16 protein-coding genes are annotated in these 16,757 nt (G+C 63.0%); 10 read left to right on the forward strand and 6 right to left on the reverse strand.

All coding sequences use genetic code 11. The features are described 5' to 3' along the window. Window positions 1-69 precede the first annotated feature (69 nt). Window positions 70-306, reverse strand: coding sequence for a hypothetical protein (locus V0R62_RS11135; RefSeq protein ID WP_330103753.1), 237 nt, complete (start codon window positions 304-306; stop codon window positions 70-72). 1,003 nt (window positions 307-1,309) lie between these two features. On the opposite strand from V0R62_RS11135, the gene V0R62_RS11140 reads away from it, so the two are divergent. Both V0R62_RS11140 and V0R62_RS11145 read left to right on the forward strand, forming a co-directional pair. Beyond that, window positions 1,310-1,540: a hypothetical protein gene (locus V0R62_RS11140; protein WP_028689879.1), complete on the forward strand. Its 231-nt coding sequence runs from the start codon at window positions 1,310-1,312 to the stop codon at window positions 1,538-1,540. A gap of 158 nt (window positions 1,541-1,698) precedes the next feature. After that, window positions 1,699-2,667, forward strand: a complete 969-nt coding sequence (locus tag V0R62_RS11145; protein ID WP_330103754.1) for a LysR family transcriptional regulator — start codon at window positions 1,699-1,701, stop codon at window positions 2,665-2,667. Window positions 2,668-2,686: 19 nt separating this feature from the next. Here the strand turns inward: V0R62_RS11145 and V0R62_RS11150 are convergent, their stop codons facing one another. Next, a complete protein-coding gene (locus V0R62_RS11150; RefSeq protein WP_330103755.1) occupies window positions 2,687-3,148 on the reverse strand; it encodes a RidA family protein in 462 nt (153 codons plus the stop codon). A gap of 262 nt (window positions 3,149-3,410) precedes the next feature. Here V0R62_RS11150 and V0R62_RS11155 point away from each other — a divergent pair, with 262 nt between their 5' ends. From V0R62_RS11155 to V0R62_RS11165, 3 genes are all read left to right on the forward strand, one after another. After that, window positions 3,411-4,097: a hydrolase gene (locus V0R62_RS11155; RefSeq protein WP_096049340.1), complete on the forward strand. Its 687-nt coding sequence runs from the start codon at window positions 3,411-3,413 to the stop codon at window positions 4,095-4,097. A 163-nt stretch (window positions 4,098-4,260) separates the two neighbouring features. Continuing rightward, window positions 4,261-4,647 (forward strand): AraC family transcriptional regulator, encoded by a 387-nt coding sequence (locus V0R62_RS11160; protein WP_330103756.1) that lies wholly within the window; start codon window positions 4,261-4,263, stop codon window positions 4,645-4,647. A 39-nt stretch (window positions 4,648-4,686) separates the two neighbouring features. Then, window positions 4,687-5,700, forward strand: coding sequence for an alpha/beta hydrolase (locus V0R62_RS11165; RefSeq protein WP_330103757.1), 1,014 nt, complete (start codon window positions 4,687-4,689; stop codon window positions 5,698-5,700). A 268-nt stretch (window positions 5,701-5,968) separates the two neighbouring features. Here the strand turns inward: V0R62_RS11165 and V0R62_RS11170 are convergent, their stop codons facing one another. After that, a complete protein-coding gene (locus tag V0R62_RS11170; protein WP_011535688.1) occupies window positions 5,969-6,565 on the reverse strand; it encodes a transglycosylase SLT domain-containing protein in 597 nt (198 codons plus the stop codon). 201 nt (window positions 6,566-6,766) lie between these two features. On the opposite strand from V0R62_RS11170, the gene V0R62_RS11175 reads away from it, so the two are divergent. Beyond that, window positions 6,767-7,879: a helix-turn-helix domain-containing protein gene (locus tag V0R62_RS11175; RefSeq protein ID WP_330103758.1), complete on the forward strand. Its 1,113-nt coding sequence runs from the start codon at window positions 6,767-6,769 to the stop codon at window positions 7,877-7,879. Window positions 7,880-8,048: 169 nt separating this feature from the next. On the opposite strand, the gene V0R62_RS11180 is transcribed toward V0R62_RS11175, so the two are convergent. Continuing rightward, window positions 8,049-9,089, reverse strand: coding sequence for a DMT family transporter (locus V0R62_RS11180; protein WP_330103759.1), 1,041 nt, complete (start codon window positions 9,087-9,089; stop codon window positions 8,049-8,051). Between the two features lie 188 nt (window positions 9,090-9,277). On the opposite strand from V0R62_RS11180, the gene V0R62_RS11185 reads away from it, so the two are divergent. After that, a complete protein-coding gene (locus V0R62_RS11185) occupies window positions 9,278-10,042 on the forward strand; it encodes a carbon-nitrogen hydrolase family protein (RefSeq protein ID WP_330103760.1) in 765 nt (254 codons plus the stop codon). A 15-nt stretch (window positions 10,043-10,057) separates the two neighbouring features. On the opposite strand, the gene V0R62_RS11190 is transcribed toward V0R62_RS11185, so the two are convergent. Further along, entirely contained in the window at window positions 10,058-11,602 is a 1,545-nt protein-coding gene (locus V0R62_RS11190) for a methylenetetrahydrofolate reductase C-terminal domain-containing protein (RefSeq protein ID WP_330103761.1), read from the reverse strand. Between the two features lie 360 nt (window positions 11,603-11,962). Here V0R62_RS11190 and metE point away from each other — a divergent pair, with 360 nt between their 5' ends. Further along, window positions 11,963-14,269: a 5-methyltetrahydropteroyltriglutamate--homocysteine S-methyltransferase gene (gene metE / locus V0R62_RS11195; RefSeq protein ID WP_330103762.1), complete on the forward strand. Its 2,307-nt coding sequence runs from the start codon at window positions 11,963-11,965 to the stop codon at window positions 14,267-14,269. 159 nt (window positions 14,270-14,428) lie between these two features. Further along, a complete protein-coding gene (locus V0R62_RS11200) occupies window positions 14,429-14,953 on the forward strand; it encodes a histidine phosphatase family protein (protein ID WP_330103763.1) in 525 nt (174 codons plus the stop codon). A 17-nt stretch (window positions 14,954-14,970) separates the two neighbouring features. On the opposite strand, the gene V0R62_RS11205 is transcribed toward V0R62_RS11200, so the two are convergent. After that, window positions 14,971-15,924 carry an arsenic resistance protein gene (locus V0R62_RS11205; RefSeq protein WP_330103764.1) on the reverse strand — a complete coding sequence of 318 codons (954 nt, stop codon included), beginning with the start codon at window positions 15,922-15,924 and terminating at the stop codon, window positions 14,971-14,973. Between the two features lie 75 nt (window positions 15,925-15,999). On the opposite strand from V0R62_RS11205, the gene V0R62_RS11210 reads away from it, so the two are divergent. Then, on the forward strand, window positions 16,000-16,707 hold the full coding sequence (locus tag V0R62_RS11210; protein ID WP_330103765.1) for an SDR family oxidoreductase: 708 nt from the start codon (window positions 16,000-16,002) through the stop codon (window positions 16,705-16,707). Window positions 16,708-16,757: the final 50 nt, after the last annotated feature.

Raw genomic sequence — 16,757 nt, forward strand, 5'->3', positions numbered from 1 at the left:
ATTGCGGTTCCAATTTCAGCCCGCACCACAGACAAGTATGGTTCAGGAGTGCTAAGCGAGCGGTGTGATTCAGGCGGTTTTAAGAATGCTCGCGGCCTCTTTCACGCGTCCAACTTGGATCATTTGAAAGAGCCCTCGCTCAATGTCAACGACACGAATAGTAGGCAGGTAGGTTTGAGCGATATAAGCCAGATGTTCGCACCACCCCTCATAGGCATTCGAATTCCCCCTACTGGTTGGAATGCTGGTTTTGTCTTCTTTAACCGCTGCTAATACAGTGTCGTTGTGGATTTGATGGATTTGCATGATCTGCCTGTCCAGTGTCGCGGATTTCTCCGGATCTAGATACATACGGACCTTGCTTACAAACGAGACCTTCGAAAATTGAGGAAGTCCCAGTTTAGCGATTTCGTAGAGCGTCGGGCGGGCGTGATTTGTGAACAGCGCTGAGGCTGGCTGGCGTCGAACCGTGGTAAGAAAGTGAGGTATGGCTGATTACTGACTGCCGCGAAGGACCTGTGGATCTTCGCCGAGCGGAGGCCGCTTCTGGTCGCTAGCTGCCATTTTCGGCGGATTCTGTCGTTCCCCATCTAGCGTTTTGAAGCGGGTGGTCTTCGCTCTCACTGGAGTCCAGAGATTCCTGATTTGATTCCACGGAAAGCCATAAACAGCTGATTTGTTTGTAGATACCCTATGAGGTACATCAAAAAATCCATCAAATTCCAGCCCGCGAAAACCGGGCGCTCACGCCCAACAACCGTCCGTCTGTCTCCGTACTGTTCTTCGTATACCTCGATCAAGCTTTGTTCAGCTGCCCCGAACCGGCTCGTTGGGTGGCATCTACGTGTCCTTGAGTTGTAGGCAGTTTCCCGCAGCACCAATCTCCTTTTCCCAGCCTTCCTAAGCTTGCATTAGCAAGCCCCAAGGAATAAATTCCCTCCGTCGCCGAAGCATCGGCGACGCGACCTTGGCCGGTCGGAATCGAAAGGCGCAACAGCGCCCAGTCTTCATCGCAGGCGCTTTTTTTGTGCCCGCGATGTCGCGTCATGGCGGTGGTGCGCGGGACACCTTCGGGTGTGCCGGGCCCCTTTCGTCCCGGTCGGCCAACCCGCGTACTGCTGCCACCTAAACTTGCTTGGCCGCGAGCGGTGGCAGTTCCACAACGAAAGGAACTCATGCATGACCACCAAGATACTGAGGATCCTCGCATCCGCTCTCCGCCGCCCAACCCCCGCGGCCACCTCATCCCCAACCTTCTACCCGATCGACAGCCACTCCCTCGCCACCCGCGCCACCCGGGAGGTGCCCCATGCCTGACCATGAACGCCTGTCCACTCTCCAGAGCTACGTCTGGACCCTCGAACTGCTCGGCGAGGCACTGGTCCAGCACGACGAGGTGCTCGAGTGCGAGCACAACCCGCAACTGAGCTTCCGCAACACAGCGGGTATTCACCAGGCGATCCGGATCATCAGCCGGTTGGCCAGCGAGCAGTTCGGCAAGCTGGAGGCGATGAAAGACGAGAGTGTTTCCGAAGACTGATACCGCGCATCATCGGGGCCGCTTTGCGGCCCTATTGCGTGTGCCCTGATCGGCCGCCACTTCCACCGCCCCGTTCTCAACCATCGCCAGAACAATGTGGCTGCTTCACCCACCCCCCATCTCGTATCATCAGCGCCTTCGCATCCGGAACGAACTGTGTGAAATCGCCAACTGGAAAAGCGTCAGCTGCCGCTGATGGGCCGAAGTGGGACGTCGCCGAGGCTGTCAATCAGCTCTCGTGGGATGACTTGCGCATCATCAAGACGCTCAGTGACTGCGGCAACCGTGCGGCGACGGCCAAGAAGCTTGGCATCAATGTCTCCACCGTTTCGCGCCGGGTTGCCCAGGTCGAGCGAACGCTCGGCATCGCGCTGTTCGACCACCGCAAATCAGGCTATCTGCTCACCGCCGAGGGCGCGGAATTGCGCGCACTCGCCGAGCGCGTGGAGCTGGATATCGTCAGCGTCACGCGGCGTGTTTCACGTTCTGGCCAAGGCCCGCTGGGGAAACTTCGCATCACTACCAGCGACTCGCTGCTGCTGTACTTCTTCACCCCCATCATCGCGGACTTCAAGGCCCTGAACGAGGGGATCAGCCTCGAGGTGCTGGTAGGCAATGAAACCCTCAGCCTCGCCCGGGATGAATCGGATATCGCCATTCGCGCGACGAGAAAACCTGCAGAGAGCCTGGTGGGCCGTAAACTGGCGAACATTGCCTGGGCACCTTACTGCAGCGCCAAGCAGGTGACCGCCGAGCCCCTGTTCGCAGAGGGGCAGGCATGGGTGTCCTACTCGGCAGCGCTCTGTGGTTTGAGGGCGACCAGCTATGTCGAAAGCAGAGTCGCCGCTGAGCGCATTGCCTACCGCACCGATTCTGTTGCAGCCGCAAGCCTCGCCATCGCGGCGGGCCTGGGGTATGGATTCCTGCCGTGCATGCTGGGCGACATCACCCCGGGGTTGGTACGCGCAGGCCCAGTGGTGCCAGAGCTTCAGGACGAGTTGTGGCTGCTGACGCACCAGGACATTCGCAAGTCGTGGCGCGTCAAGGCATTCATGACCTTCTGCGCCGCTGCCGTGGCCAGTCAAAAGCCCTTGGTCGAGGGGCAGTCGGTACTCCCGGTCAACTGATCGCAACCGGGAGCGCAGCTTAGATTTCCCGGGCGCCAAGCACGGCCTTGCAGGCGATCTCGATCAGCTGCGGGCGCTGGGCAAGCCTCGACACCCCAATGATATTGCTCGCGCACTGAGGCCGATCAGTGCCATAGGCCGCCTTGCGCACTTTGCCGACCACCGCGAAGGCGGCGTCCATGTCCAGTACATAAAGCGTTTCCTCCACAACGTCTTGCAGCGTCGCGCCATACAAGGCGAGCAGCTTTGAGATGTTGTCGTAGGCGACCTGCATCTGCTCGCCCATCGACGAGAAATCACTGGGCTTGCCGTCGGCGTTCAGCGGCGCCGGGGCCAGCAGATTGCCGGCCTCGTCATGGTTGAACTGGCCTGATACGTAGATCTCGTTGCCTACCCGCCGTGCCTGCGGATAGCCATACGCCTCCTCCCAGGAAACGCCCCAGTAGGCGGTCTGCTTGTTGAACGGTTGTGAAGCTGCCATTGCATTCTCCTGCACATGACGGACCGGCTTGATCCGAATGGAACGGCGAATGCTAGCAGCGCGACCGCGTATTCAATGGCGCAAAAATGAGCCGGTAGAGGCGCAAAAGTGCGCCACCGACAGGCGCTTTGTTTCGTTATCTTTTGCTCGTCCTCAAGCAACGACGCTGAGGAGCGTACTCGTGGCTACTACGGTAATGCCCGCAACGTGCGGGGCCCGAAACGGGTGCGATCGAACTTCATCAAATTGAAAGGAAACAACAATGAGCAATCCTAAGACTGAAGTCCTGACCCCGTTCAACAGCCAACTGATCTTCATCGATCAGCAGCCGCAGATGGCCTTCGGCGTTCAGAGCATCGACCGGCAAACGCTGAAGAACAACACCGTTGGCCTGGCCAAGGCCGCGAAGATTTTCAATATCCCCACCACCTTCACCACGGTCGAGACGCAAAGCTTCTCGGGCCACACCTACCCCGAGCTGCTCGCGGTGTTCCCCGACGCCCCGCTGCTGGAGCGCACCTCGATGAACTCCTGGGATGACCAGAAGGTGCGCGACGCCCTCAAGCGCAATGGCCGCAACAAGATCATCGTCTCCGGCTTGTGGACCGAGGTCTGCAACGCCACCTTCGCCCTGTCGGCAATGAACGATGCCGGCTATGAAATCTACATGGTCGCCGACGCCTCCGGCGGCACCACCAAGGAAGCCCACGATTACGCCATGCAGCGCATGATCCAGGCCGGCGTGGTGCCGGTGACCTGGCAGCAGGTGCTGCTGGAATGGCAGCGGGACTGGAAGAACCGCGACACCTATGACGCCGTGATGGAACTGGTCAAGGAGCATTCCGGTGCCTATGGCATGGGCGTCGACTACGCCTACACCATGGTGCACAAGGCGCCTGAGCGCGTTCAGCATGGCCCCACCTTGGCGCCTGTCGCTGCCGCTGTCTGAGCCATCGCCAGCCCCTGCCCTGGGGGCTGTTCACTGACGTGCGAAGGGTGCGCGGAGGGCTGATCCGAATCAACGAGCCTGGCCTGGAACCTCTGGGGTTTCCAGCGCCCAGCGCTGTTCGCGTCAGGCGCTCGCATCCTGCTACCTGGATTGATGGGTGTGTATGAACAAGGACAACTCTACCGTGCTGGCGACGCTGACACTGGCTTCGACAGGGCAGCTCAAATCCTGGCAGTTGAGAACGGCCACACAGCTGATGCTGGACAGGCTGGACACCTGCCTATCAGTGACTGAAATCGCCGAGGCGTGCGCACTGTCGCGTAGTCACTTCTCTCGCATGTTCAAGGAAAGTACCCGGATGTCGCCGCAACAATGGCTGCGTAAACAGCGGGTGATGAAAAGCAGGGAGCTATTGAAGAATTCCACGATGTTGCTCGCAGAGATTGCACTGGCATGCGGCTTCTGCGATCAGTCTCACTTCTGCCGCACCTTCGTGAAGGCTGAAGGCATGACACCAAAGGCTTGGCAGCAACAAGTTGTCTGCACGTGACCATCTGACTACCGCCTCAACAGAAACAGGGGAAATGAATTGAACGTTTTGACCAGAACACTCGCGGGCTCGCTGCTTGCCTTGTCGATCGGTAACGCATTCGCCGACGCTGGCGTCGAGCACAACACCCAGGCATTCCTCGATGCCTTGAACGCGGGCGGTGGCAAACCCATCGAGCAGCTTTCGCCGAAGGACGCCCGCGCGGTGCTCAGTGGCGCTCAGGCCGGGGTGAAACTGACACTGCCCAAGGCGGATGTCAGCGAGAAGACCATCACCGTCGATGGCCAAGCCATCCGCTTGACCATCGTGCGCCCGGCGGGTGTGAAGGGGACCTTGCCGGTGTTCATGTACTTCCACGGCGGCGGTTGGGTGCTCGGCGACTTCCCGACCCATGAGCGCCTGGTGCGCGACCTGGTCGTTGGCTCCGGGGCGGTGGCGGTGTTCGTCAACTACACCCCGTCCCCTGAAGCGCACTACCCGACGGCGATCAACCAGGCCTACGCGGCAACCCGATGGGTGGCCGAGCACGGCAAGGACATCAATGTCGACGGCAAGCGCCTGGCGGTCGCGGGCAACAGCGTCGGCGGCAACATGGCCGCGGTGGTCAGCCTGATGGCCAAGGACAAAGGCACCCCGGCCATCAAGTACCAGGTGCTGCTGTGGCCGGTGACCGACGCCAACTTCGAGACCGCGTCGTACAACCAGTACGCCGAGGGGCACTTCCTCACCCGCAACATGATGAAGTGGTTCTGGGACAACTACACCACCGACCCCAAGCAACGTGCCGAGATCTACGCCTCGCCACTGCGCGCGACCACTGAGCAGTTGAAAGGCCTGCCGCCAGCGCTGGTGCAGACCGCGAGTGCCGATGTGCTGCGTGATGAAGGGGAAGCCTATGCTCGCAAGCTGGACCAAGCGGGCGTGCCGGTCACGGCGGTGCGCTACAACGGCATGATCCATGACTACGGCTTGCTGAACGTGGTCAGCCAGGTGCCAGCGGTGCGCTCGGCAATGCTGCAGGCTGGCGAAGCGCTGAAAGTGCATTTGAAGTGATCCCACCCAAGCCCGCAGGTGGATGCCATGAACGGGCGATTACCGCTGGAAACGAAAAAACCGCCAGACAGATAAATGCCAGTTAGTTAGCGCTTTATCGCATTTATTGGGGCTGCTTTGCAGCCCTTCGCGGCTAAAGCCGCTCCTACAGGATCGCGCAAACGCTCTTGTAGGAGCGGGTTTACCCGCGAAGGGTCGCGGAGCGACCCCAAATGGCTTAACTGACTGGCAGCGGGCTTTTGGGGCGGCAACGTATCGCCAGGCGTCCCTACCAGAACCACCCACCCCGCGCGAGCTCCTGCTCGCAACTCCGATACTGCGCCCCGAACACCGAAGCCCGCGCCTGTACCTTCTGCGACACATTCTTCAACCACGGCTTGGCGTCATAGCTGCGGTTGCGGTAGCCGCCCCAGCCTTCGTGGTAATTCAGGTACTGGCCATAGGCATCCCACTTGGACACGCCGTTGACCTGCTGGCTCTTCTGCATGTACCAGCCCATGAAGTCGATCGCGTCGGCGAAGTCGTCGCGGGCGGCGCCCCAGCCGCCGGCATCGCGCTTGTAGTCGGCCCAGGTCTCGTCCTTGGCCTGGGCGTAGCCGTAGGCAGTACTGACCCGGCCCCAGGGGATGAAGCCGAGGAAGTAGTAGCGCGGCGGCAGGGCGTCGTGCTTGAACGAGGACTCCTGGTACATCATCGCCATCGGCACCTGCACCGGCGCACCCCAGCGCGCCTGCATCTTCAGCGCCGCCTCGTGCCATTTCGGCTTCTCGCGGAAGATCTCGCAGAGGTTGTCGGGGTTGGCCGGGGGCTTGGTGGCGCAGCCGGCAAGCAGCAGGAGCAGGGCTGGCATCAAGAGCCGAAGCATGACGGGTTTCCTTTGGCAGACGTCGGGGCGCGGGTTGCTGGCGCTTTATACATTCTTTGGTGATGCATATGAATCAGGGGTTGTTGCGCAATGCCGAGCTGGACGCGGTGGGACGGTCGTCGCCCATGGCTCGACGGGTAAGTGTATCGGGTTTATATTTCTTTGAAATTTTATGGAATCGTAAACCGAGGGAGACAGCCGATGATCGGCGAGCGGCTCAAACGTGCCCGCGCTGCTGCTGGCCTGTCGATGCAGGCGCTAGGTGATCAGGTGGGCGTGAGCGCCAACATGATCAAGAAGTATGAACATGACCAGAGCATGCCCAGTTCCGGCGTGCTCGTGCGTTTGTGCAAGGCGCTATCGGTACGCGCCGAGTACTTTTTCCGCCCTGCCAAGGTCGAGCTGGCGGGTGTCGAATATCGCAAGCGTTGCAGCACGCCCAAGGCGATCCTCAAGCGCATCGAGGCCGATGTGCTGGATCAGGCGGAGCGTTGGCAGGAACTGATCAATCTATGGCCGGATTATCCCGTGCAGGCGTTCAGCGCGCCGGCAGGGCTGCCCGCGCAGTTGGATTCGCTGCAGGCGGTCGACAACCTGGCGGACCAGGTGCGGCAGCTGTGGGGCCTGGGGGCGAGCCCGATTCCCGATTTGATCGACGTGCTGGAGACACATGGGATTCTGGTGATCATCACCCAGGTCGATGCGCAGGCGAAGTTCGATGGCTTGCAGGCCAGCGTGGCGGGGCAGCCGGTCATCGTGGTGTCGGCGGACTGGCCGGGTGACCGGCAGCGGTTCACCTTGGCCCACGAACTTGGTCACTTGCTGATGCACGGTCGGTTGGCCGAAGGGCTGGACGAGGAAAAGGCCTGTAACCGTTTTGCCTCGGCATTGCTGGTGCCGGCCAGCGCCATGCGGCAGCATCTGGGCCACAAACGCCACATGCTGGAGGTGCGCGAGTTGTATCTGCTCAAGGCGGAATTTGGCCTCAGCATGCAGGGTTGCCTGTATCGCGCTGGCGACCTGGAGATCATCCCGCATGCCGTGCGCGAGCGGCTGTTCATGCTGTTCGTCAAACAGGGCTGGCGCAAACAGGAGCCAGGGGCTGCGTACCGGCAGGAAACCACACGGCTGTTCCAGCAACTGGTCTACCGCGCGCTGGGGGAGGGGATTATCGGCGAGTCCAAGGCGGCGGAGCTGCTTGGGATGACGGTCTATCAGTTCCACCAGGCGCGCAAACTGGAGTTACTGGATGCAGTTGATCTGAGTGGGCATACCAAGGACTGGCCCAAGGTAACGCTTGGTTTCCTTGTGTGATTTGGCCATGTCGAGGATGTGTGGTGTTAAGTGATTTTTTGTGCTGTAAACCTGAGCAGTTAACAAGTCAAAAAAATGGTTAACAGGCGGTGATTCGTCGAACGGCAAAAGGGACGAATTTCTCTACCGCTGACGGATGAAAAAAACCAGCCCCCTTACCCTGACTGGCTCAGTGCCTATGCCGATGATGAACATCCGGAAAATGCGCATGGCTATGTCGAATCGGTGCATGCACATGCGGGTGGCTGTGCGGCTCGGCACAATCCCACTCGAAGTCGTGCTCATGCTGATGGTGCTCATCGTGCGTATGCCGGTGGCTATGATCGAGGGCCTCATGTTGATGCTCGTGAACATGATTTTCCATAAGGTGAATCCACACACCCAAGGCCATCAACGCTGCGGCGAGCAGGAACATCACGGACACCGACTCACCCAGCATCAGGATCGCGACTGCCGCGCCCAGGAACGGCGCTGTGGAAAAGTAAGCCCCGGTTCGCGCGCTCCCCAACCCGCGAAGCGCCAGGACGAACAGCACCAGGCTGACGCCATACCCAAGAAACCCAACCAGCATGATCGACCCCAGCGTGCCCAGGGCCGGCAGTTGCGAGCCGATGGCCAAGGCCAGGCCGCCATTGACCACGCCCGCCGCCAGGCCTTTGCTGCCGGCGATGAACAGCGCGTCGGAGGCGGAGACCTTGCGGGTAAGGTTGTTGTCGATCGCCCAGCAAAGGCAGGCGAACGCCACCGCCAGCGGGCCGATCCAGTCATGGGCGGTTGCGGTCTCTTGCGGCCATGACAGCACGATACCGCCCAGGACGATGGCAACCATGCCGATCACGATCCGGCGGTCGGCGTTTTCCTTGAATACCACCCACGCCAGCACTGCCGTAAGAACCGACTCAAGATTGAGCATTAACGATGCAGTGGCTCCCGCTGTGCGAGTGAGCCCGAACATCAGCGCCACAGGTGCAAGCACGCCACCGAATAAGATCGCACCCAGCAACCAGGGCCATTCTCCCGCAGGCAGCCCGGGCCGCTGCCAGCCGCGATCGCGCACCAGACGGACGAGGGTCAGGCCGACGCCACTGCCCAGGTAGAGCAGACCGGCCAGCAGGATGGGCGGGGTATCGACACCCAACAGTTTGGCGAGCGGCGTGCTTGCGCCAAACAGCGCGGCTGCAACCAACGCGTAGAGAACACTCAGATTCATGATGGGGCCGCCCTGTCAGGCTGATTGCGTGCAGGAGAGCATCATAGCCTTTCTGCACAAGGGCTGGAGCCAAGCTGTGGGACCCATCGCGGGGCAAGCCCGCTCCCACGCTGATCCCATCGTTAATGCAGAGGTTGTCTTTTGAGCGGCAGCCGAGCAGAGTCTGCCTACCTTGTCAGGAGACACCCATGCCATCAGCCGTTTTCGCCGCCGCCCAATGCGTCATTCGTGATGGCGACATCCCCGCTAACCTGGCCTTGCACCTGGCGTTCATGCGCCAGGCCCATGAGCATGGCGTGGACCTGTTGCTCTTCCCCGAACTGTCGCTCACGGGCTACGCCCCCGCCTTGGCCAGTGGCCTGGCGCAGGACCTGGACACGCCGCTGCTGGCGCCACTGCGCCAGCTCGCCCAGGAAGCGGGCATGACCACGGTGGTCGGGATGCCGCTCAAGGTACCGGGCCAGGACAAGCCGCGGATTGCGGCCTGCATCCTCCACCCGGATGGCTCGATTGCGGTCTATACCAAGCAGCATCTGCATACCGGCGAGGACGTGTTCTTCAGTGCGGGGAGCGGCGGTGAGTTGTTGTCCGTTTCCGGGCTGTCCGTGGCCTTGTCGGTGTGTGCCGATTTCAATCATCCGGAGCATGCCGCCCAGGCAGCGCAGCGTGGTGCGCAGGTGTATGCGACGGGTGTGCTGATCGGGGAGGGTGGGTATCCGGCGGATAGCGCGTTGCTGCAGGGTTATGCACAGCGGCATGCCATGGCGGTGCTCATGGCCAACCATGGCGGCACCACGGGCGGCTGGGCGGCGGCTGGGCGCAGCGCGTTCTGGGACGAGCAGGGGCGGTGTGTCGTGGCGGCTTCAGGGGCCGGGAATCGGCTGTTGGTTGTTTCCGGTCAGGCTGGGGAGTGGCAGGGGGTGGAGGTTTCACTGGCTCAGCAGGCAGGCTGATCCGCTCGTGCCTGGCTACAGGTCGTCCAGCGAGACCTTCACTCGTTGTGGCGCAGCCAGGCGCTCCCGCGTTTTGGCAAGCAGGTCGTCGTCGCTCATCGGTGTGGGCTCGGCAATGGCAAGTGGTGCAGGCTCGAACCACACCGGCCACGAACTGCGATGCCGGTTCTCCACCTGCACGCAAGGAATCAACCGCTCGCGCAACACCTCGGTCCTGCCCACGCTCACCGCCAGCCGATACTTGGCACTGTGCACGCACTCCCGGTCGCCAAACTCGCAACGGTTCAGGCTGGTCCCGCCACAGGGTCCGTTCGCCAGGCCTTTGGGGCAGGTCTCGGGGCAGATGTAGAGCGTGTCCTCCAACCGACAGCTGCCGCAGGTATCGCACCCCACCATCGGGCGTTTGATGCGTCGCTCCAGCTGATGCAGCCACTGCGCCGCCGTGGGGTTGGCCCACAGCGGCCGGGTCACGGCCCAGCCGAAGGCCTTGCTCAGGGCCGTGGTGCGGCTGAACAGCTGATGGTGCATTGCCGACAGCAGGTGGTAGCGAACTTTTTCCTTGTTCGATGCGGTGATCTGCCGTTGCCCGAAGCGCCAGGCATGTCCGAGTGGGTGGAAGGTGACTGGCGTCAGGCCAGGTGCCTGCCAGGCTGCTTCCCAGGCCGTGGTCCAGTCCTGCAGTGAGGTGAACTGCGGCTGCAGCGCGTCGATGGCCTGCTCCAGCGCCTCGAACTGCGCCACCTCGTGGATACCGGACAGGTGCACGCCGGCATAGCCCATCAACTTCAAGCCGATCACCTGCAAGGCCAGGCGATGGTTGGCGCGCTCTCTGGCGTAGGCCCTGGACACCGCCGTTTCGGCGGCCAGCAGCGCGCGCATCGACGGCGTGACGGTCACCCCGGCAACGTGATCGAGCATCCCGGCGCGGCCTTCGGTCAGCGCCATGATGCAGGCCATCAGCGGCTTGGGCCGGGGCTGGCGCTGCATCCAGTCGAAGGCTTCCTGGTGTTTGTCGATGTCGAAACCGAGCTGCAGGATGAACAGGTCGGCGCCGGCGGCGAGTTTCTTTTCGGCTTTGCAGTACTGCGCACCGCCTTCGGCTTCCTGGTACTTGAACGGGTTGAGCGCGGCGGCCAGCAGCCAGTGGGGGCGGGCCTGGCGGACGATCTGCAGGGCGGCGACGGATTCCAGGTAGCGCACCGGCCGTTCGCCCGGGTTGTGGCCGGGCAGGCGGTCGCCGGTGAGCAGCAGCAGTTGGTCGAGGCCGGCGGCGTCCATGCGTTGCAACTGGGCCAGCAGATCGCGGCGTTCGCGGTCCTTGCCGGAGAAGTGCAGCAGGGCGGGGACGGGGTTTGCGAGGCTGCTGAAGGCCTCCAGCGGCGACATGTCCAGGGCGCTGGAGACGCGGTCGCCGATGGCCACGGTCAGCGGCCAGCCACACAGCCGGGTGCGGGCCATGAGGGTTTCGAGGGTGGCGAAACGCTCGGCACCGGGCTTGGGGACGAATTCCAGGATGCAGGCGAAGGCGTTGGCGTCCAGGGTCGTTTTCAGCAGGCTCATGGGGTGCGGGCTACCGGGTTGGGGCAGGGTGGCAGTGTGCGGCAGATTGGCGGGTGGGGCATGTCTGATTGCGCGGGGGAATGTGTTGATTGAGACATCCTAGGCGACCCAGCCCCCTGTAGGAGCGGCCTTGTGTCGCGAAAGGGCTGCGAAGCAGCCCCAGGATTTCAGTGTTGATGCATAAATCGCCGGGGCCGCTTTGCGGCCCTTTCGCGACACAAGGCCGCTCCTACAGGGTTCATCATTTCTGTCTGGCATCATGAACAAATCTTGATTTCATCTCAAATTTAATGAGTTTGTCTCACCTTTACCCCGCGCCCAGAATGCCCTCATTCACTTTAAGGCTCGAGGGACGACAACATGGCACTGGCACACAACCTGGGGTTTCCGCGCATCGGCCGCGACCGCGAGCTAAAGAAAGCCCAGGAGGCCTTCTGGAAGGGCGAGTTGGACGAAGCCGGGCTGCGTGCCGTGGGTCGTGGCCTGCGCGCCGCGCATTGGCAGGTGCAGAAGGCCGCCGGCATCGAGCTGTTGCCGGTGGGCGACTTCGCCTGGTACGACCAGGTACTCACCCACTCGCTGACCTTCGGCGTGATCCCCGAGCGTTTCCGTGCCAAGGACGGTGCCAAGCCGACCCTGCAGACCCTGTTCGCCATGGCTCGTGGTGCCTTAGGAACAAAGGGCAGCGACAACTGCTGCGGCGGCGCCCACGCCCAGGAAATGACCAAGTGGTTCGACACCAACTACCACTACCTGGTCCCCGAATTCACTGCCGACCAACAGTTCGCCCTGAGCTGGGAACAGCTGTTCGAAGAGGTTGAAGAGGCCAAGGCCCTGGGCCACGCGGTCAAGCCGGTGCTGATCGGCCCGCTGACCTACCTGTGGCTGGGCAAGACCAAGGGCGCCGACTTCGACAAGCTGGAGCTGCTCGACCGCCTGCTACCGCTGTATGACCATATCCTCAACCGCCTGGCCGTGCAGGGCGTGGAGTGGGTGCAGATCGACGAGCCGATCCTCGCCCTCGACCTGCCGCAGGACTGGAAGAATGCCTACGAGCGCGTCTATAACATCCTCCAACGCGCCCCGCTGAAAAAGCTGATCGCCACTTACTTCGGCGGCCTGGAAGACAACCTGGGCCTTGCCGCCAACCTGCCGGTCGATGGCCTGCACATCGACCTGGTGCGCGCCCCGGACCAGTACCCGACCATCCTCGACCGCCTGCCGGCCTACAAGGTGCTGTCGCTGGGCGTGGTCAACGGCCGCAACGTCTGGCGCTGCGACCTGGGCAAGGCGCTGGACGTGCTGCGCCATGCCCACGAACGCCTGGGTGATCGCCTGTGGGTGGCGCCGTCGTGCTCGCTGCTGCACAGCCCGGTGGACCTGAGTCGTGAAGATAAACTCGATGACGAGCTGAAGAGCTGGCTGGCCTTTGCCGTGCAGAAATGCCAGGAAGTGGCGCTGCTGGCCAAGGCGGTCAATCAACCAGAGGCCGACGATGTGCTCGTCGCACTGGCGCAAAGCCGTGCCGTGCAACACCGCCGCGCCACCTCGCCACGCATTCACAAGCCAGCGGTGCAGGCCCGTGTCGCCGCGATCAAGCCGGTGGACAGCCAGCGTGTATCGGCCTTCGAGCAGCGCATCGCCAAGCAGCGTGCCGGCCTGGACCTGCCGGCGTTTCCGACCACCACGATCGGTTCGTTCCCGCAAACCTCGGCGATCCGCCTGGCGCGCCAGTCGTTCAAACAGGGCAAGCTGACCGAAGCGGACTACGTCGAGGCGATGCACAGCGAGATCCGCCACGCGGTGGAGATCCAGGAGAACCTGGGCCTGGATGTGCTGGTGCACGGCGAGGCCGAGCGCAACGACATGGTCGAGTACTTTGCCGAGCAACTGGACGGCTATGTGTTCACCCGTTTCGGCTGGGTGCAGAGCTACGGTTCGCGCTGCGTCAAACCGGCGGTGATCTTCGGTGACCTGAGCCGCCCGAAGGCCATGACCGTGGCGTGGATCAAGTACGCCCAGGGCCTGACCCGCAAGGTGATGAAGGGCATGCTGACGGGCCCGGTGACCATGCTGATGTGGTCCTTCCCCCGCGAGGACGTGAGCCGCGAAGTGCAGGCCCGTCAGCTGGCGCTGGCGATCCGCGACGAGGTGGTGGACCTGGAAACCGCCGGCATCAAGATCGTGCAGATCGACGAGGCCGCCTTCCGCGAGGGCCTGCCGCTGCGCCGCAGTGCCTGGCCGCATTACCTGGAGTGGGCCACCGAGGCCTTCCGCCTGTGCGCCTCGGGCGTGCGTGACGAGACGCAGATCCACACCCATATGTGCTACAGCGAGTTCAACGACGTGATCGAGTCGATCGCGGCGATGGATGCCGATGTGATCACCATCGAGACCTCGCGTTCGGACATGGAGCTGCTGGAGGCGTTCGAACGCTTCGACTACCCGAACGAGATCGGCCCTGGGGTGTACGACATCCACTCGCCACGGGTGCCGGGCAAGGAAGAGATGGTCAAACTGCTGCGCAAGGCGGCCCGGCGGATTCCGGCCGAGCGGCTGTGGGTCAATCCGGATTGCGGGTTGAAGACGCGTGCCTGGCCGGAGACCGAGGCGGCGTTGGTGAACATGGTGGCCGCTGCCCGCGAGTTGCGCGCCATGGTTCGATGACCGTCGGGGGCGCTTTGCGCCCCTTTCGCGGCACAAGGCCGCTCCTACAGGGGATCGCGGTCTTCTGTAGGAGCGGCCTCGTGCCGCGAAAGGGCTGCGTAGCAGCCCCCGGATCGTTCAGGCAACATCGTACTTTCGACTGTGACCAGAGCGCCCGCGATGAAAACCACCCACCTCACCCTGATCTGCCACGCCCGCACCGAGGCGCAACGGGTGGGGCGTTTCGCCGTGGACGACGAGCCGTTGCGTGATCCGTCGTCGCTTTCGGTTGATCTGCCCACAACCGCTCGCTATCTCATGGCACCTGAGTTGCGTACCCGCCAGACCGCCGAAGGATTGGGTGCGACCGTCGACGAAGGCCTGCGTGACTGCGACCTCGGCAACTGGAAAGGCATCCCGCTCAAGCAACTGGACGAAGCTGCCCTGCGGGTCTGGCTTTCCGACCCCCAGGCAACCCCTCACGGCGGCGAATCCATCGCCATGCTGTGCGAGCGTGTCGCGACCTGGATGGATACAGCGCTGGCGCCGGGCGAGTGGGCCGCGATCACCCATCCCTTCGTCATCCGCGCCGCGATGCTGCACGCGTTGGGGGCACCTTTCGAGTCGTTCCACCGGATTGATGTGCCGCCCCTGGCCCGCGTGTGTTTGAGCCATTACGGGCAATGGAGGCTGCAGTTGGGCTGATACCTGTGCATTGGCCGCTATCGCCGAACCAAGGCAGGCACGACACGGACATAGATGAGCTCGCTGACCAGTTCCACCAGCGTCTGGGTAATCACCGCCGCCGCCGCCAACGCCCGAATCGACTCCGGCAGCGCCAACGCCAGCGGCAGCACCACCAGCGAATTACGCGTCGCGGCGCTGAAGGTCACTGCCCGTGCTTCCCCAGTGGACAACGTGAACAGCCGCGCCGCGAACCAGCCCAGCAGCGGCGCCAGCAGGGCAAAACCAACGTACACCGGCACCACCGGCAGCAGGTCGTCCAGCCGGCTGGCCACCACGCCGATCTGCGAACCGATCACCGCGATCAGCACCAGGGCCATGGCCGGCACCGGCAACCAGGCCCAGGCGTCGTTCCATTTCGCCACCAACGCCGAGCGCCGCGCCCCGGCACTGGTGGCGACGGCCAGCAACAGCGGCAGCGCGATCAGCAGCACGAAGGCCTCGACAAAGGGCGCGACGGAAATCTCGACCTGGCCACCACCGAGCATCAATGCCAGGTACAGCGGCAACAGCGCCAGTTGCATCAGCAACAGCACTGGTGTCGCCGCCAGGGTCAGGCGCGAGTCGCCTTTACCGATATGGGTGAACACCACCACGTAGTCGATGCACGGCGTCAGCAACACCAGCAAGGCCCCGACCAAAATGGCGGGGTGTTCGACCAGCCCTCGGGTGCCGGCCCACACCAGCAATGGCACCAGCACGAAGTTGGCCAGCAGCAGCGCGCCCATGAAGCGTCGATTGCCCAGGCCCGCGCGCAGGTCGAGGAAGGGGATCTGCAGGAACATCGCATACATCAGCACGGCGATGGCCGGGGTCACCAGCGCTTCCAGCGGGCCGGCGGCGCCCGGTGCCAGCAGGCCAAGCGCGGCGGCCAGCAGCACGGCGATGAAGTAGAGGGGGATCTGGTTGCGTTCGAGTTGATCTCTGTCCACGGCGCAGTGATATTTCCGACTGATTTGCTGGGTTGGGCAGGGTACTATCTGGCGCAGTCCATAGGGAGTGATTCGATGCGAATTCTAGTGGTCGGTGCGAGCAAGGGATTGGGACGGGCGCTGGTGCAGGGCCTGGGTGGGGCGGGCGATACGCTGATCGGTGTGTCGCGCAGCAGGCCGGCGTCGTTGCCGGGCGCGGTGAACTGGATCGAGGCCGACCTCGGCCAGCCGCGCCAGGCCGCGGCTGCCATCCACGAGGCCGTGCTCGACGGCGGGCTGGATGTGCTGGTGTACAACGTCGGTATCTGGGAAGCGCGGGCCTTCGAGGAGGGCTACAGCTTTCTCGACGATGACGAAGCGCAGATCGAGCGCATGGTCGACACCAACATCACCGCGCCGCTGCTGCTGATCAAGCGCCTGCTGCCGGTGCTGCTGCAAAGCGCCCGGCCGCGGATCATCCTCACCGGCTCCACCTCGGGCCTGCCGGGCAGCGGGCGCCCGGAGGTGACGTTCGGCGCCAGCAAGTTCGGCTTGCGCGGCATCGCCGAGAGCCTGCGCGAAGGGTTCCGCGACCAGGGCCTGGGCGTAAGCTGCCTGAACCTGGGCTACCTGAACACCGAGGACGGGCTGGAGGTGCCGCTGGCGCAGGCCGAGCAGCGTGGGGAGGGGGCGTTGATCCCGCTGCACGATGTGGTGCAGGTGTGCCGGATGATGCTGAGCCTGTCCTCGGCCAGCTACGTGCGCGACCTGACCTTGCCGGCGCTGCGCGACGAGCGGTTCTAAGCGCCGGGTGCGCGGGGCAGGCCCAGTAGCCATGAGCTTGCCCCGTCAGC

This window comes from Pseudomonas carassii, from assembly GCF_036324045.1.
Classification (GTDB): Bacteria; Pseudomonadota; Gammaproteobacteria; order Pseudomonadales; family Pseudomonadaceae; genus Aquipseudomonas; species Aquipseudomonas peradeniyensis.

Excerpts from the sequence above, each read along its gene's own strand:
- V0R62_RS11160 (WP_330103756.1), top strand. The coding sequence starts at position 4,261 with ATGAACAAGGACAACTCTACCGTGCTGGCGACGCTGACACTGGCTTCG.
- V0R62_RS11135 (WP_330103753.1), bottom strand. The coding sequence starts at position 306 with ATGCAAATCCATCAAATCCACAACGACACTGTATTAGCAGCGGTTAAA.
- V0R62_RS11210 (WP_330103765.1), top strand. The coding sequence starts at position 16,000 with ATGCGAATTCTAGTGGTCGGTGCGAGCAAGGGATTGGGACGGGCGCTG.
- V0R62_RS11190 (WP_330103761.1), bottom strand. The coding sequence starts at position 11,602 with ATGAGCCTGCTGAAAACGACCCTGGACGCCAACGCCTTCGCCTGCATC.
- V0R62_RS11155 (WP_096049340.1), top strand. The coding sequence starts at position 3,411 with ATGAGCAATCCTAAGACTGAAGTCCTGACCCCGTTCAACAGCCAACTG.
- V0R62_RS11185 (WP_330103760.1), top strand. The coding sequence starts at position 9,278 with ATGCCATCAGCCGTTTTCGCCGCCGCCCAATGCGTCATTCGTGATGGC.
- metE (WP_330103762.1), top strand. The coding sequence starts at position 11,963 with ATGGCACTGGCACACAACCTGGGGTTTCCGCGCATCGGCCGCGACCGC.
- V0R62_RS11175 (WP_330103758.1), top strand. The coding sequence starts at position 6,767 with ATGATCGGCGAGCGGCTCAAACGTGCCCGCGCTGCTGCTGGCCTGTCG.
- V0R62_RS11170 (WP_011535688.1), bottom strand. The coding sequence starts at position 6,565 with ATGCTTCGGCTCTTGATGCCAGCCCTGCTCCTGCTGCTTGCCGGCTGC.
- V0R62_RS11200 (WP_330103763.1), top strand. The coding sequence starts at position 14,429 with ATGAAAACCACCCACCTCACCCTGATCTGCCACGCCCGCACCGAGGCG.
- V0R62_RS11140 (WP_028689879.1), top strand. The coding sequence starts at position 1,310 with ATGCCTGACCATGAACGCCTGTCCACTCTCCAGAGCTACGTCTGGACC.
- V0R62_RS11180 (WP_330103759.1), bottom strand. The coding sequence starts at position 9,089 with ATGAATCTGAGTGTTCTCTACGCGTTGGTTGCAGCCGCGCTGTTTGGC.
- V0R62_RS11150 (WP_330103755.1), bottom strand. The coding sequence starts at position 3,148 with ATGGCAGCTTCACAACCGTTCAACAAGCAGACCGCCTACTGGGGCGTT.